Source organism: Pseudomonas sp. LS.1a, from assembly GCF_022533585.1.
Lineage (GTDB): Bacteria > Pseudomonadota > Gammaproteobacteria > Pseudomonadales > Pseudomonadaceae > Aquipseudomonas.
The window spans coordinates 5122430-5138294 of sequence record NZ_CP092827.1 but is presented as its reverse complement, the minus strand read 5'-3'; the positions used below and the strand labels follow the sequence as shown (position 1 = coordinate 5138294).

Sequence of the window (15865 nt, the reverse complement as noted above, 5' to 3'; positions counted from 1 at the left end):
CGGGCACGGTCCTGTTCATACAGGCCGTGCCCTTTGTCTTTTTCGTCCTCCTGAATTCTTTCGTGGCCATGAACGAGATCACCACCTCCGAACAGCTTGACCTGCAAACCGCAGCCCTGAAGGTGCCGCCGCATTCCATCGAGGCCGAACAGGCCGTGCTCGGTGGCCTGATGCTGGACAACAACGCCTGGGAGCGGGTGCTGGACCAGGTGTCGGATGGCGACTTCTACCGGCATGACCACCGCCTGATCTTCCGTGCCGTGCACAAGTTGGCCGACGCCAACCAGCCATTCGATGTGGTGACCCTGCACGAGCAACTGGACAAGGAAGGCCTTTCTTCGCAAGTCGGTGGGTTGGCGTACCTGGCCGAGCTGGCCAAGAACACCCCGTCGGTGGCCAACATCAAGGCCTACGCCGCGATCATTCGCGAGCGCGCCACCCTGCGCCAGCTGATCAGCATCAGTACCGACATCGCCGACAACGCCTTCAACCCGCAAGGGCGTAACGCCGAAGAGATTCTTGACGATGCCGAGCGGCAGATCTTCCAGATCGCCGAGGCGCGGCCGAAGACCGGCGGCCCGGTGGGGGTCAACGAACTGTTGACCATGGCCATCGACCGCATCGACACGCTGTTCAACTCCGACAGCGACATCACCGGCGTATCCACAGGCTTTACCGACCTCGACGAGAAGACTAGCGGCCTGCAGCCAGCCGACCTGATCATTGTCGCCGGCCGACCGTCGATGGGTAAGACCACTTTCGCCATGAACCTGGTGGAAAACGCCGTACTGCGTACCGACAAGGCGGTACTGGTGTTCTCTCTCGAGATGCCAGGTGAATCGCTGATCATGCGTATGCTCTCGTCCCTGGGCCGTATCGACCAGACCAAGGTGCGTTCCGGCCAGCTGGACGACGACGACTGGCCGCGTCTGACCTCGGCGGTGAACCTGCTAAACGACCGCAAGCTGTTCATCGACGATACCGCCGGCATCAGCCCCTCGGAAATGCGCGCGCGTACCCGCCGCCTGGCCCGTGAGCACGGCGAGATCGCCATGATCATGGTCGACTACCTGCAGCTGATGCAGATCCCGGGTTCGGCCGGTGACAACCGGACCAACGAAATTTCCGAGATCTCCCGCTCGCTCAAGGCCCTGGCCAAGGAGTTCAACTGCCCGGTCATCGCCCTGTCGCAGCTGAACCGCTCGCTGGAACAGCGGCCGAACAAGCGCCCGGTGAACTCCGACTTGCGTGAATCCGGTGCGATCGAGCAGGACGCCGACGTGATCATGTTCGTGTACCGCGACGAGGTGTACCACCCTGAGACCGAGCACAAGGGCGTGGCGGAAATCATCATCGGTAAGCAGCGTAACGGCCCCATCGGCTTCGTGCGCCTGGCGTTCATCGGCAAGTACACCCGCTTCGAGAACCTTGCGCCGGGTATGTACAACTTCGACGATGACGAATAAGCCACTGGCCTCATCGCCGGCAAGCCAGCTCCCACAGGACACCACGGCCTCGAGGCCTGTGGAGCTCCTGTGGGAGCTGGCTTGCCGGCGATGAGGCCGGTACAGGCAACCCATGAATCCGACAACCACCGTCGGATTTGGTCAAAATTTGTGCTATATTCCGCGCCCGCGATTTCCCTGCACACCAGAACCGGTCACTGACATGCAAGCAGCCAAACCACTCTACGACTATCCCAAGTACTGGGCCGAATGCTTCGGGCCAGCACCTTTCCTGCCGATGAGCAGGGAGGAGATGGATCTGCTCGGCTGGGATTCCTGCGACATCATCATCGTGACCGGTGATGCCTACGTCGACCACCCGTCGTTCGGCATGGCCATCATCGGCCGCCTGCTGGAGGCCCAGGGCTTCCGCGTGGGCATCATCGCCCAGCCGAACTGGCAGTCGAAAGACGACTTCATGAAGCTCGGCGAACCGAACCTGTTCTTCGGCGTGGCTGCCGGCAACATGGACTCGATGATCAACCGCTACACCGCGGACAAGAAGATCCGTTCCGACGACGCCTATACCCCAGGCGGTCTGGCCGGCAAGCGTCCGGACCGTGCCAGCCTGGTGTACAGCCAGCGCTGCAAGGAAGCCTACAAGCATGTACCGATCGTATTGGGTGGCATCGAGGCCTCGTTGCGCCGCATCGCCCACTACGACTACTGGCAGGACAAGGTTCGCCACTCGATCCTGATCGACGCCAGCGCCGACATCTTGTTGTTCGGCAACGCCGAGCGCGCGGTGGTCGAGGTGGCCCAGCGCCTGTCCAACGGCGAGAAGATCGAGACGATCACTGACGTGCGCGGTACCGCCTTCGTGCGCCGCGATACCCCCCAGGGCTGGTACGAGATCGACTCCACCCGCATCGACCGCCCAGGCCGTGTGGACAAGATCATCAACCCGTACGTGAACACCCAGGACACCCAGGCCTGTGCCATCGAGCAGGCCAAGGGCGAGGTGGACGACCCGAACGAAGCCAAGGTGGTACAGATTCTCGACAGCCCGCGGATGACCCGCGACAAGTCGGTAATCCGCCTGCCATCGTTCGAAAAGGTGCGTAACGACCCGGTGCTGTACGCCCACGCCAACCGTGTGTTGCACCTGGAGACCAACCCCGGCAACGCCCGCGCCCTGGTGCAGAAGCACGGTGAGGTAGATGTGTGGTTCAACCCGCCACCCATCCCCATGACTACCGAAGAAATGGACTACGTGTTCGGCATGCCCTACGCCCGTGTGCCGCACCCGGCCTACGGCAAGGAGCGCATCCCGGCCTACGAGATGATCCGCTTCTCGGTGAACATCATGCGTGGCTGCTTTGGTGGCTGCACCTTCTGCTCGATCACCGAGCACGAAGGCCGCATCATCCAGAACCGCTCGCACGAGTCGATCCTGCACGAAATCGAAGAGATGCGTGACAAGGTGCCGGGCTTCACCGGCGTTGTCTCCGACCTTGGCGGCCCGACTGCCAACATGTACCGCATCGCCTGCAAGAGCCATGACATCGAGAAGCACTGCCGCAAGCCGTCGTGCGTGTTCCCGGGCATCTGCGAAAACCTCAATACCGACCACAGCTCGCTGATCGAATTGTACCGCAAGGCGCGTGCCTTGCCGGGTGTGAAGAAGATCCTGATCGCCTCGGGCCTGCGCTACGACCTGGCGGTGGAGTCGCCGGAATACGTCAAGGAACTGGTCACCCACCACGTCGGCGGTTACCTGAAAATTGCCCCGGAGCACACCGAGCGTGGCCCGCTGGACAAGATGATGAAGCCGGGCATCGGCACCTATGACCGCTTCAAGCGCATGTTCGAGAAATTCTCGAAAGAGGCGGGCAAGGAGCAGTACCTGATCCCGTACTTCATCGCCGCGCACCCGGGCACCACCGACGAAGACATGATGAACCTGGCCCTGTGGCTGAAGGGCAACGGCTTCCGTGCCGACCAGGTGCAGGCGTTCTACCCGTCGCCGATGGCCTCGGCCACGGCCATGTACCACTCGGGCAAGAACCCGCTGCGCAAGGTGACCTACAAGAGCGAAGGGGTGGAGATCGTCAAGAGCGAGGAGCAGCGCCGCCTGCACAAGGCGTTCCTGCGTTACCACGACCCGAAGGGCTGGCCGATGCTGCGTGAAGCGCTGCAGCGCATGGGCCGCGCCGACCTGATCGGGCCGGGCAAGCACCAGCTGATCCCGCTGCACCAGCCGCAGACCGATACCTACCAGAGTGCGCGCCGCAAGAACTCGACCCCGGCGGGTAGCCACAAGGTGGGCAAGGACCAGAAGATCCTTACCCAGCACACCGGCCTGCCGCCGCGTGGCAGCGATGGCAGCAAGCCGTGGGACAAGCGTGAAAAGGCCAAGGCCGAAGCGTTTGCGCGCAACCAGCAGGCGGCCAAGGAGCGCAAGGAAGCGGCCAAGGGTGGCAAGGGCAACAAGAAGCCGCGTCAGCCAGTCATTCCGCGCTAACTGATCCATATTGGGACCGCTTTGCGGTCCTTTCGCGACACAAGGCCGCTCCCACATTGATCGGCGTACGCAGTGCTTTTGTGGGAGCGGCCTTGTGTCGCGAAAGGGCCGCAAAGCGGTCCCAAAATCTGCAAATCAATCGGGCTTCTTGTCGACCCACTTCGGCGCCACTGGCGCTACAAAGCTTTCCATCCCGTCCAGCAGCTCATCCGGCTGCTGCCCCAGCAGCAACATCGCCCGATGCTGCTGCCGCACGAAGCCTTCTTCGACGATATGGTCGAGGAACCCGCCCAGCTTCTCGTAGAAGCCGTTCACATCCAGCAGTCCCAGCGGCTTGGCGTGATAGCCCAATTGCCCCCAGGTCCATACCTCGAACAACTCCTCCAGCGTACCCAGCCCACCGGGCAGGGCGATGAAGGCATCGCTCAGCTCGGCCATGCGTGCCTTGCGCGCATGCATGCCGTCGACCACTTCCAGGCGGCTGAGGCCTTTGTGGCCGATTTCGGCATTCATCAGGCTTTCCGGGATGATCCCGATCACTTCGCCGCCGGCCGCCATGGCCGCGTCGGCGACGGTGCCCATCAGGCCGACCGCGCCACCACCATAGACCAGGGTCAGGCCGCGACGGGCAATCGCCTGGCCCAGCGCGATGGCCGCTTCACGGTAGGCAGGGTTGGCGCCGATACTGGCGCCGCAGAACACACAAACGGAACGTACGGGCATTGCTCATCTCCTGTCACTCAGGCTGACAGGGTAAGGTCCATGCCCTACAGTTCCAAGGCCGGTTTCACTCCGGTCGGGAGAATTCGCAGATGGCGCCAGTCGCTCCATGGGCGTAGGCCGCCAGCAGGCTGTTCATCAGGCTACCAAGGGTCATTTCGTATTGCTCCTAAATGAGAGGTTGTCCCATCCTCCAATAAAAGGGCATGATGTGCTCTTGAATTGGTTGTATACAATCGATTGAACAATTCTACTGGCTGGCCACTTGACACCCCCTTGACCCATATCAGCAGGGGGCTGAACGGTTTCAGGCAGTCTCGCAATTGATAAAACCCTGCCAAGGAGATTCATGATGTTTGCGAAAGCTGTAGCGGTATCCCTGCTGACCCTCGCCAGCGCCTCTGTCTTCGCAGCCGAGTGCTCGGTGACTGTCGACTCCACCGACCAGATGTCCTACAACACCAAGGAAATCACCGTCGACAAGAGCTGCAAGGAATTCACCGTCAAACTGACCCACTCCGGCAACCTGCCGAAGAACGTCATGGGCCACAACCTGGTGATCAGCAAGACTGCCGACATGCAGGGCATTGCCACCGAAGGCATGAGCCAGGGTCTGGAAAAGGACTACATCAAGGCTGACAACGCCGCGATCATCGCCCACACCAAGATGATCGGCGCGCCTGAGAAGGAAACTGAAGTGAAGTTCGACACTACCAAGCTGGAAGCCGGTGGCGACTACAGCTTCTTCTGCACCTTCCCGGGCCACATCTCGATGATGAAGGGCAAGGTCGTCGTCAAGTAATCAAAGGCTGACGGTGAACCCTGTGGGAGCGGGTTCACCCGCGAATGCGTTGGTGGCTTCACCATCGTATTCGCGGGTGAACCCGCTCCCACAGGTCCTTCTATAGCCTTATCAAGGGGCGAACGGCAGTTCGCGCTTGTGCTGGGTCTTGCGGTAGGTGGCGACGATGATGTCGAACGCTGCCTGGTCAACCGGCTGCCCATGCAGGAAGGCATCGATCTGCTGGTAGGTCACGCCATGGGACGCTTCGTCCGGCTTGCCCGGCGCCAGGTCTTCCAGGTCCGCAGTCGGCACCTTCTCCACCAGTGACTCCGGCGCACCAAAGCTGCGCGCAATCGCCCGCACCTGGTTCTTCACCAGCCCGCTCAGCGGCGCTAGGTCGCAGGCGCCATCACCAAACTTGGTAAAGAAGCCCATCACCGCCTCGGCGGCGTGGTCGGTACCGATCACCAGGCCCGCGCGGGCACCGGCGATGGTGTACTGGGCGACCATGCGCGTGCGTGCCTTGACGTTGCCCACGACAAAGTCCACCAGCGTCGGCGAGCCATTCTTCAGTTCCACGACCTCAGCTGCCAGCGCCTTCACCGCCGGGGCGATATCGACGGTGTGCACTTCATCGGCCTTGATCACGTCCAGGCAGGCCTGGGCGTCATGCTCATCGTGCTGCACGTGATAGGGCAGGCGCACCGCGATGAAGGTATAGGCCTTGTCACCGGTTTCTGCGCGCAACTCGTTGATGGCGCGTTGGGCGAGCAGGGCGGCGGTCAGCGAGTCGACGCCGCCGCTGATGCCCAGCACCAGGGTCTTGAGCCGGGCGTTGGCCAGGCAATCCTTGATGAACGCCACGCGCCGGGCGACTTCGGCCTCGAGCGCGGCGGCGTCGGCGAACGGCGGCTGTACCTTCAGCGCCTGGGCAATCTCTTGCTGAACCGCTTGCATGGGTTACTCCTTGCTGGGGACTTTGAATACATGGCGCATGTAGGCGACGAAGTTCTCGTCGCGGCACTGGGTCTTGGCGGCTTCGTCCGAGATCTTCGCCACCGGCGCGCCGTTGCAGTCGGTCATTTTAAGCACGATGCTCATCGGGGCCACGCCCGGGATGTCACAGGTCAGGTTGGTGCCGATGCCAAAGCTGACGTTGATGCGACCGCGCAGGGCACGGAAGATTTCCAGCGAGCGGGTCAGGTTGAGGCCGTCGGAAAACACCAAGGTCTTGGTCATCGGGTCGATACCCAGTTTCTGGTAATGGGCAATGGCCTTTTCCGCCCAGGCCACCGGTTCGCCCGAGTCGTGGCGCAGGCCGTCGAACAGCTTGGCGAAGTACAGGTCGAAATCGCCGAGGAAGGCATCCATGGTGATGCAGTCGGTCAGGGCGATGCCGAGCAGGCCGCGGTACTCGCGCACCCAGCAGTCCAGCGCGGCGATCTGGCTGTCGATCAGTCGCGGGCCGAGTTGCTGGTGGGCCATGATCCATTCATGGGCCATGGTGCCTAGCGGCTTGATATCCAGTTTCCATGCCAGGTCGACGTTGCTGGTGCCGACGAAGCGGCCCGGGAAATCGTCGCGCAGCACGCGCACCACTTCTTCCTGCACGCGGCTGGAAAAGCGCCGGCGGGTGCCGAAGTCGGCCACCTGCAGTTCGGCCAGTTCGTCGTCGCTGGCATGTGCGCGCAGCCAGTCGAACTTGCGGTACAGCTGGTCGCGGGCCTCGGCCAGGCGCATGCGCGGGTGCAGCTGGCGGTTGCGCACTTCACTGATGATCGCCAGTAGCGGCACTTCGAACAGGATCACATGCAGCCATGGGCCTTTCAGGCGCAGGCATAGCTGGTCGTTTTCTATCCCCAGGCGCACGTAGCGCAGGTTGAAGCGGAACAGGCGCAGAAAGCGCAGGAAGTCGGGCTTGAGGAAGGTGATGCGTTCGAGGAAGGCCAGTTGGCCGTCATCCAGGGTGAGGTCGCTGAGCCGCTCGAGCTGGTTGCGGATTTCGCCAAGATAGGGGCGCAGGTCCTCGCCGTTGCGGCAGCGGAATTCCCATTCGACGTCGGCGTCCGGGTAGTTGTGCAGCACGCCCTGCATCATGGTGAGTTTGTAGAAGTCGGTGTCGAGCAGGTTGTGCACGATGCGCTCGGCGAATGCGCTTTCGCTCATCAAGGGGGCTCCGGAAGCGGCGAATGGCGGACATTGTGCCAGCCTTTTCGGCCTTGTTGTGTCTGGGCTGGCCTCTTCGCGGGTGAACCCGCTCCCACAGGGCCGCGTATCGGCCAAAACCGGGTGTTTTTTTGTGCACCAGCTAGCCTTGAAACGGTGCCGCCTGTAGCAGTCGCGCACCAGCGGTGTGCAGTTCGGTGACGTCCGCTGTTACAGGGCGGTTGCACGTAAACACTTGCCAGGGTTGCAATGATGGCACTCGGCGGTTGCTCCTTGTCTGTACGTGTGGTGGCGCCTGCCGCGTGGCAGACGGTTGCACGCTCAATAAAGAAAAGGCCGTCGGTCGCCTGTTGGCGCCTGTCTCAGTGTGTTTTCCCGGAAGACAAACCGTATGGCACGGCCCTTGCTCAGAGCACAGGGCTGAGAAGTTGTAGTGCCAACCAAAAAAACTCTAGGAGCACCACCTCATGTCGCAGACGTTTTACAAGAAAGGTTTCCTGGCTCTGGCCGTAGCTACGGCACTGGGTGTTTCTTCGTATGTTCAGGCCGACGTCAAGATCGGTGTAGCGGGCCCGATGACCGGGGCTAACGCAGCGTTTGGCGAGCAGTACATGAAAGGTGCGCAGGCAGCGGCCGACAAGATCAACGCCGCCGGTGGCGTGAACGGCGAGAAAATCGTCCTGGTCAAGGGCGATGACGCCTGCGAGCCGAAGCAGGCCGTGGCCGTGGCCAACCGCCTGGTCGACCAGGACAAGGTGATCGGCGTGGTCGGCCACTTCTGTTCTTCCAACACCATCCCGGCCTCCGAGGTGTATGACGAGGCTGGCGTCATCGCCATTACCCCGGGCTCCACCAACCCACAGGTCACCGAGCGCGGCCTGGGTGCCATGTTCCGCATGTGCGGCCGTGACGACCAGCAGGGCATCGTCGCCGGCGACTACATCGTCGATGTGCTCAAGGGCAAGAAAGTCGCGGTATTGCATGACAAGGACACCTACGGGCAGGGCCTGGCCGACGCGACCAAGGCACAGCTGGAGAAACGCGGCGTCAAGCCGGTGCTGTACGAAGGCCTGACCCGTGGCGAGAAGGACTTCAGCGCCGTGGTCACCAAGATCCGCTCTACCGGTGCCGACGTCGTCTACTTCGGCGGCCTGCACCCGGAAGCCGGCCCTCTGGTACGCCAGCTGCGCGAGCAGGGCCTGAAGGACGTCAAGTTCATGTCCGATGACGGCATCGTTACCGACGAACTGGTGGCCACCGCCGGCGGTGCGCAGTACGTCGATGGCGTGTACATGACCTTCGGCGCCGACCCGCGCCTGCTGCCAGACAGCAAGGCGGTGGTGGAGGAGTTCCGCAAGGCCGGTACCGAACCTGAGGGCTATACCCTGTACGCCTATGCCTCGCTGCAGGCGCTGGCCGCCGCGTTCAACGGCGCCAAGTCGAACAAGGGCGAAGCGGCTGCCGAGTGGCTCAAGGCCAACCCGGTACAGACCGTCATGGGCGAGAAAAAGTGGGACAAGAAGGGCGACCTGACCGTGTCCGACTACGTGGTCTACCAGTGGGACAAGGACGGCAAGTATCACCAGCTGGAAAAACAAAAATAATAACGGCCCACGGCCCGGGCGCAGCTGCCCCGGGCCCAAGCCCCGCGGTACCTGTCTTTATCCGTAGATCTGCACAGTACTGCGCTGCGAGGGCCGCCTGTCCCGGGCCCGCCGTGGTCGGCGCTCGTGCAATCTCAATCAGGTGAGATTGCGTTATGGATGGTATTTTCCTGCAGCAACTGGTCAACGGCCTGACCCTCGGGTCGGTCTATGGCCTGATCGCCATCGGCTACACAATGGTCTATGGCATCATCGGCATGATCAACTTCGCGCACGGCGAGGTGTACATGATCTCCGCGTACCTCGCGGCGATCAGCCTGGCATTGCTGGCTTATTTCGGTATCGAGTCGTTCCCACTGTTGATGCTGGGCACCCTGTTGTTCACCATTGTCGTCACCGGCGTGTACGGCTTCACCATCGAACGCATCGCCTACAAACCCCTGCGTAACTCCACCCGCCTGGCACCGCTGATCAGTGCCATCGGTATTTCGCTGATCCTGCAGAACTACGCGCAGATCAGCCAGGGCGCCCGCCAGCAAGGCGTGCCGACCCTGCTCGAAGGCGCCATGCGCATCGAAGTCGGCACCGGCTTCGTGCAACTGACCTACACCAAGATCTTCATCCTGGTGGCGGCCTTTGTCGGCATGGGCCTGCTCACCTACGTAATCAAGTACACCAAGCTCGGCCGCATGTGCCGTGCCACCCAGCAAGACCGCAAGATGGCCTCGATCCTGGGCATCAACACCGATCGGGTGATCTCCTACGTGTTCGTCATCGGTGCGGTGATGGCCGCCCTGGCCGGTGTGCTGATCACCATGAACTACGGCACCTTCGACTTCTACGCCGGCTTCATCATCGGCATCAAGGCGTTCACCGCCGCGGTGCTCGGCGGGATCGGCTCCCTGCCTGGCGCCATGCTCGGCGGGATCATCCTGGGCATTTCCGAGTCGCTGTTCTCTGGCCTGATCAACTCCGACTACAAGGACGTGTTCAGCTTCTCGCTGTTGGTGATGATCCTTATCTTCCGCCCACAAGGCCTGCTGGGTCGCCCGCTCGTGGCTAAGGTGTGAACATGTCCATTGCCAAAACTGCCTCTGTTACCGAAACCAAGGGTTTCGACCTTAAACGCAGCCTGCTGGAAACCATCGTCGCCGGCCTGCTGGCACTCATCGTGTTTGGCCCGGTGGTCGGCGTAGTGCTCGACGGCTACAGCTTCAACGCCGAGCCGCGGCGAGTGGCCTGGCTGGTCGGCGGGGTGATGCTGGGGCGCTTCCTGCTCAGCCTGTACCTGCAGACCGCCGCCGGCTCGCGCATGCTCCAGGGCTTCGAAAGCGGTGGCTCGGGCGTGCATGTGCGCGCGCCGGACTACGTATCGCGCCTGCGCTACATCATCCCGGCGCTGGTGGTGATCGCCATCGTCTTCCCGATCTTCGCCAACAAGTACCTGCTGACCGTGGTCATCCTCGGTCTGATCTACGTGCTGCTGGGCCTGGGCCTGAACATCGTGGTCGGCCTGGCCGGCCTGCTCGACCTGGGTTACGTGGCGTTCTATGCCATCGGCGCCTACGGCCTGGCGTTGGGTTACCAGTACCTGGGCCTGGGCTTCTGGAGCGTACTGCCACTGGCGGCTATCGCTGCGGCGCTGGCAGGGTGCATCCTCGGCTTCCCGGTGCTACGGATGCACGGTGACTACCTGGCGATCGTGACCTTGGGCTTCGGCGAGATCATCCGCCTGGTGTTGAACAACTGGCTGTCGTTCACTGGCGGCCCCAACGGCATGCCGGCACCGTCGCCAACCTTCTTCGGCCTGGAGTTCGGCCGCCGGGCCAAGGACGGCGGGGTACCGATCCACGAGTTCTTCGGCTTCGAGTACAACGCCAACCTCAAGTTCGTGTTCATCTACGCGGTGCTGTTCATCGTCGTGCTGGCTGTGTTGTACATCAAGCACCGCTTGACCCGCATGCCGGTCGGCCGCGCCTGGGAAGCGCTGCGCGAGGACGAGATCGCCTGCCGTTCGATGGGCCTGAACCATGTGCTGGTCAAGCTTTCGGCGTTTACCCTGGGTGCCTCCACGGCCGGTCTGGCCGGTGTGTTCTTTGCCACCTACCAGGGCTTCGTCAACCCGTCGTCGTTCACCTTCTTCGAGTCGGCGCTGATTCTCGCCATTGTCGTGCTTGGCGGCATGGGCTCGACCGTGGGTGTGGTGATCGCGGCCTTCGTGCTGACCGTGGCGCCCGAGCTGCTGCGCAGCTTCTCCGAGTACCGCGTGCTGCTGTTCGGTGTGCTGATGGTGCTGATGATGATCTGGCGACCGCGTGGGCTGATCCGCATCAGCCGTACCGGTGTGACCCCGCGTAAAGGAGTGGCGCCATGAGCGACGATATCATTCTCTCGGTCGACAACCTGATGATGCAGTTCGGTGGCATCAAGGCGCTCAGCGATGTCAGCCTGAAGGTCCGGCGCAACCAGATCTTCGCCCTGATCGGCCCCAACGGCGCCGGCAAGACCACTGTGTTCAACTGCCTGACCGGCTTCTACAAGGCCAGTGGCGGGCGTATCGAGCTGAACGTGCGCGGCAGCCACACCAATGTCATCCAGCTGCTCGGCGAGCGCTTCCAGGCGGCGGACTTCGTCTCGCCGACGCGCTTTGCCAACCGCATGTACTACAAGATGTTCGGCGGTACCCACCTGGTCAACCGCGCCGGCCTGGCACGCACCTTCCAGAACATTCGCCTGTTCAAGGAAATGTCGGTGGTGGAAAACCTGCTGGTGGCTCAGCACATGTGGGTCAACCGCAACCTGCTGGCCGGGGTGCTCAACACCAAGGCTTACCGCAAGGCCGAGAGCGATGCGCTGGACCATGCGTTCTACTGGCTGGAAGTGGTCGACCTGGTCGACTGCGCCAACCGCCTGGCTGGCGAGTTGTCGTACGGCCAGCAGCGCCGCCTGGAAATCGCCCGGGCCATGTGCACGCGGCCGAAGATCATCTGCCTGGACGAACCGGCGGCTGGCCTGAACCCGCAGGAAACCGAGGCCCTCAGCCGCATGATCCGCGTGCTGCGCGACGAACACGACATCACCGTGGTGCTGATCGAACACGACATGGGCATGGTCATGAGCATTTCCGACCATATCGTGGTGCTCGACCACGGCAACGTGATTGCCGAAGGCGCGCCACAGGATATCCGCCACAACCCGACGGTGATCGCCGCCTACCTGGGTGCCGATGAAGAGGAACTGGTATGAGTGCACCCATTCTCGAACTGAAGGACCTGGACGTGTTCTACGGCCCGATCCAGGCGCTGAAAAAGGTCTCGATGCACATCAACGAGGGCGAGACGGTCAGCCTGATCGGCGCCAACGGTGCCGGCAAGTCGACCCTGCTGATGTCGATCTTCGGCCAGCCGCGGGCGGCGTCGGGGCATATCGTGTACCGCGGTACCGACATCACCCGCAAATCGTCGCACTACATCGCCTCCAACGGCATCGCCCAGTCGCCGGAAGGGCGCCGGGTGTTCCCTGACATGACTGTCGAGGAGAACCTGATGATGGGCACCATCCCCATCGGCGACAAGCATGCCGACGAAGACATGCAGCGCATGTACGAGCTGTTTCCGCGCTTGAAAGAGCGGCGTAACCAGCGGGCCATGACCATGTCCGGTGGCGAGCAGCAGATGCTGGCCATTGCCCGGGCGCTGATGAGCCGGCCGAAGTTGCTGTTGCTGGACGAGCCATCGCTGGGGCTGGCGCCGATCGTGGTCAAGCAGATCTTCTCGACCCTGCGTGAGCTGGCCAAGAGCGGGATGACCATCTTCCTGGTGGAGCAGAACGCCAACCATGCGCTGAAGCTGTCGGACCGGGCTTATGTGATGGTCAACGGGCAGATTCGCATGACCGGAACCGGGCAGGAGCTGTTGGTAAACGAAGAGGTGCGTAACGCATATCTGGGCGGGCATTGAGTTGCATTCGGGGGCCGCAAAGCGGCCCCCGAAGCCAATGTGGACAACCTTTCGAACACCTCTCCCCAATTACTCCACAGCCCCACCACAAACCCTTGTTTACACAGGACCATTTTTTCCACGGATAATGTGGAACCGCCTGTGGAAAACATGGTGGCATCTCGCTCAAGCCCTTTGATACCAAGCCCTGCGGCTTCATGATCATTTTTTGATCATGGGCCCCTTGTGGATGATTTTCCCAAGTTTTTCAAAGCCCTGCAGCCACTCCAGGCATTGCGCAAAACCTGTGGATAACCCTGTGAAAAAACTTTGCACAGACCGCTGCAGGCGGCATGCTTGAAAGCCTTGCGCCATCACCGAAAAGATATCCACCGACCACAAGGCGCTGAAAGGGTTCCGCGCCGTGGACAAGTTGCCCCCAATCCGTGGGGAAAGCCTTGTGGATAACGTGCGCATAGCTGGCGCCGAGCCCTCTGCTGCAAGGGTTTGCCGAAGGTGAACAAAAAATGAACAGCACCCTGGACGGGTTGCTGCCAGCGCCCGGCGCGGGCATGCTGCAAAACTGCCGATGATAATCCACCGTGAGGAACAGAGCATGACGTCCACCGTATTCATCACTGGCGCGACTTCCGGTTTCGGCGAGGCCACTGCCCGCCGCTTCGCCGAAGCCGGCTGGAAGCTGGTGCTCACAGGCCGCCGCAAGGAGCGCCTGGACGCCCTGTGTGCCGAGCTGTCTGCCAAGACCGAAGTACACGGCCTGGTGCTCGACGTGCGTGACCGCAAGGCCATGGAGCAGGCCATCGCCAACCTGCCGGCCGGCTTCGACAAGCTGCGCGGCCTGGTCAACAACGCCGGCCTGGCGCTGGGTGTGGACGCGGCGCAGAACTGCAGCCTGGACGACTGGGAAACCATGGTCGACACCAACATCAAGGGCCTGATGTACACCACCCGCCTGCTGCTGCCACGGCTGATTGCCCATGGCCGTGGGGCGTCGATCCTCAACGTAGGTTCCGTGGCGGGCAACTACCCATACCCGGGCAGCAACGTGTACGGCGGCACCAAGGCTTTCGTCGGCCAGTTCTCGCTGAGCCTGCGCTGCGACCTGCGGGGAACCGGCGTGCGGGTGAGCAACATCGAGCCGGGCCTGTGCGAAAGCGAGTTCTCGCTGGTGCGCTTCGGCGGTGACCAGGCCAAATACGACGCCACCTACGCTGGCGCAGAGCCGATCCAGCCGCAGGACATTGCCGAGACCATCTTCTGGATTCTCAACCAGCCGGCGCATATCAACATCAACAGCCTGGAACTGATGCCGGTAAGCCAGGACTGGGCAGGGTTTTCGATCGACCGGTCGGTCAAAGGCTGATCCGAGGGCCTCTTCGCGGGTAAACCCGCTCCCACAGGTACTGCACCGGTTTCAGAGCAGGCGCTATCCCTGTGGGAGCGGGTTCACCCGCGAATGCGTCAGCCCAGGCGCTGCAGCCCTTCCAGGCAAGTTGCCAAATGATAGGGCGTAGTCGAAGGCATATCATGCCGGCTGACACTGCCTTCCCCATCCCGGCACTCATACCAGCCCGCCTCACGCAGGAACCGCGCGTCCAGCGCCTGCAACTGCCCAGCCAGCTTTGCCTCGCCCCCCGCCCGCAATACCAGCGCCCGTAGGTATTCCGCCTGCGCCCAGATCCGCTGGGTGGCGTCGAGCACCTTGCCATCCACATCCAGCATCGCCAGCACAGCGGCATCCTTCACCCCGTACTGCTCGGCGTAGTCGAAAGCCCGGTCGATGGACGCATGCAGCGGCGTGTCGCGCAGCAGTGGCGAGGTATGCAGCAGGTAGAACCACTCGAACTGGTGCCCCGGCTCGAACCAGTTATCCACAGCGCCGCGTGGCTTTTCCAGCATCAGGCCGTGGGCCGGTTCGATGAAGTGCGCCTGCAGCGCCTCGCACAGTTGCAGCAGCGACTGCCGGGCATGCTCGTCGTCACGCACCGCCAGTACCTGCAGGAAGGCTTCGGCCAGGTGCATCTGCGGGTTTTGCAGCGGGCCGCTGCCAAGGTCGGCCCAGTCTTCACCGAGGCTGGCTTCGTACAGGCCGTCGTCGCGGGCGAACTGCTGGTCAATGATGTCCAGCGCGGCGTTCAGCGTGGCTTCCACCAGGTTTTCACGCACCTTGCCCCAATAGTGCGCGCAAGCGAAGACGATGAAGGCATGCGTGTACAGGTCCTTGCGCCGGTCCAGCGGTTTGCCCTGGGCGTCGATGCTGTAGAACCAGCCGCCGTGCTCGGCGTCATGGAAGTGCTTCTGCAGCGAGCGGAACAAGGCGGCGGCGCGCTCGGCTGCGCCGGGTTGGCCGATGCGGCTGCTGAACAGGTAGAGCTGGCGTGCGCAGGCCATGGCCCGATAGCGCTGCACCGGCAACGGTTGATGCTGGGCGTCCAGGGCCTCGTAGGGCAGGGCCATGTCGGCGTTCCAGCCCGGGCCTTGCCACAACGGCACGATGCGTTCGGCGAAGTGCTGGTTGAAGCGGGCCAGTTCGGGCAGGGTGGGGCGGGGGTCGGACATTTCGGCGCTCGTCGCTGTCGGGCAGGGCGCCATGGTAGCAGAACTGGGGTTGTGGGTAGCCTGTGCCGGCCTCTTCGCGGGTATTGCGCTGCCCTCAGGTCCGG

At 62.5% G+C, this 15865-nt stretch carries 14 protein-coding genes; 9 read left to right on the top strand and 5 right to left on the bottom strand.

Features of this window, described 5'->3' with window-relative positions; genetic code table 11:
* The first annotated feature begins 68 nt into the window (after nucleotides 1–68).
* A complete protein-coding gene (gene dnaB, locus MKK04_RS23725; RefSeq protein ID WP_015271992.1) occupies nucleotides 69–1466 on the top strand; it encodes a replicative DNA helicase in 1398 nt (465 codons plus the stop codon).
* Between the two features lie 202 nt (nucleotides 1467–1668).
* Nucleotides 1669–3969, top strand: a complete 2301-nt coding sequence (locus MKK04_RS23720; RefSeq protein WP_207828736.1) for a YgiQ family radical SAM protein — start codon at nucleotides 1669–1671, stop codon at nucleotides 3967–3969.
* Between the two features lie 135 nt (nucleotides 3970–4104).
* Here MKK04_RS23720 and MKK04_RS23715 read toward each other — a convergent pair whose 3' ends face one another.
* Complete coding sequence (locus MKK04_RS23715; RefSeq protein WP_233694648.1) at nucleotides 4105–4692, bottom strand: TIGR00730 family Rossman fold protein; 588 nt, start codon at nucleotides 4690–4692, stop codon at nucleotides 4105–4107.
* 349 nt (nucleotides 4693–5041) lie between these two features.
* Here MKK04_RS23715 and azu point away from each other — a divergent pair, with 349 nt between their 5' ends.
* Nucleotides 5042–5491, top strand: a complete 450-nt coding sequence (gene azu / locus MKK04_RS23710; RefSeq protein ID WP_241106031.1) for an azurin — start codon at nucleotides 5042–5044, stop codon at nucleotides 5489–5491.
* A 111-nt stretch (nucleotides 5492–5602) separates the two neighbouring features.
* Here azu and nadE read toward each other — a convergent pair whose 3' ends face one another.
* On the bottom strand, nucleotides 5603–6430 hold the full coding sequence (nadE, locus tag MKK04_RS23705) for an ammonia-dependent NAD(+) synthetase (RefSeq protein ID WP_063911911.1): 828 nt from the start codon (nucleotides 6428–6430) through the stop codon (nucleotides 5603–5605).
* 3 nt (nucleotides 6431–6433) lie between these two features.
* A complete protein-coding gene (pncB, locus tag MKK04_RS23700; RefSeq protein ID WP_207828748.1) occupies nucleotides 6434–7639 on the bottom strand; it encodes a nicotinate phosphoribosyltransferase in 1206 nt (401 codons plus the stop codon).
* Nucleotides 7640–8106: 467 nt separating this feature from the next.
* On the opposite strand from pncB, the gene MKK04_RS23695 reads away from it, so the two are divergent.
* The 5 genes from MKK04_RS23695 (at nucleotide 8107) to MKK04_RS23675 (ending at nucleotide 13202) form a co-directional block, all read left to right on the top strand.
* Nucleotides 8107–9243: a branched-chain amino acid ABC transporter substrate-binding protein gene (locus MKK04_RS23695; protein ID WP_063911909.1), complete on the top strand. Its 1137-nt coding sequence runs from the start codon at nucleotides 8107–8109 to the stop codon at nucleotides 9241–9243.
* A gap of 155 nt (nucleotides 9244–9398) precedes the next feature.
* Nucleotides 9399–10313 carry an ABC transporter permease subunit gene (locus MKK04_RS23690; protein WP_207828751.1) on the top strand — a complete coding sequence of 305 codons (915 nt, stop codon included), beginning with the start codon at nucleotides 9399–9401 and terminating at the stop codon, nucleotides 10311–10313.
* 2 nt (nucleotides 10314–10315) lie between these two features.
* Nucleotides 10316–11617, top strand: coding sequence for a high-affinity branched-chain amino acid ABC transporter permease LivM (livM, locus tag MKK04_RS23685; protein ID WP_063911907.1), 1302 nt, complete (start codon nucleotides 10316–10318; stop codon nucleotides 11615–11617).
* Nucleotides 11614–12489, top strand: coding sequence for an ATP-binding cassette domain-containing protein (locus MKK04_RS23680; protein ID WP_207828759.1), 876 nt, complete (start codon nucleotides 11614–11616; stop codon nucleotides 12487–12489). The genes livM and MKK04_RS23680 overlap by 4 nt, the downstream gene beginning before the upstream one ends.
* Nucleotides 12486–13202, top strand: coding sequence for an ABC transporter ATP-binding protein (locus tag MKK04_RS23675; RefSeq protein ID WP_016712243.1), 717 nt, complete (start codon nucleotides 12486–12488; stop codon nucleotides 13200–13202). The genes MKK04_RS23680 and MKK04_RS23675 overlap by 4 nt, the downstream gene beginning before the upstream one ends.
* A 201-nt stretch (nucleotides 13203–13403) precedes the next feature.
* On the opposite strand, the gene MKK04_RS23670 is transcribed toward MKK04_RS23675, so the two are convergent.
* Nucleotides 13404–13817 (bottom strand): hypothetical protein, encoded by a 414-nt coding sequence (locus MKK04_RS23670; protein WP_207828762.1) that lies wholly within the window; start codon nucleotides 13815–13817, stop codon nucleotides 13404–13406.
* Here MKK04_RS23670 and MKK04_RS23665 point away from each other — a divergent pair.
* Nucleotides 13798–14565 (top strand): SDR family oxidoreductase, encoded by a 768-nt coding sequence (locus MKK04_RS23665; protein ID WP_013974408.1) that lies wholly within the window; start codon nucleotides 13798–13800, stop codon nucleotides 14563–14565. The genes MKK04_RS23670 and MKK04_RS23665 overlap by 20 nt on opposite strands.
* Nucleotides 14566–14663: 98 nt before the next feature.
* Here MKK04_RS23665 and MKK04_RS23660 read toward each other — a convergent pair whose 3' ends face one another.
* Nucleotides 14664–15761 carry an AGE family epimerase/isomerase gene (locus MKK04_RS23660; RefSeq protein WP_207828763.1) on the bottom strand — a complete coding sequence of 366 codons (1098 nt, stop codon included), beginning with the start codon at nucleotides 15759–15761 and terminating at the stop codon, nucleotides 14664–14666.
* Between the last annotated feature and the right edge of the window lie 104 nt (nucleotides 15762–15865).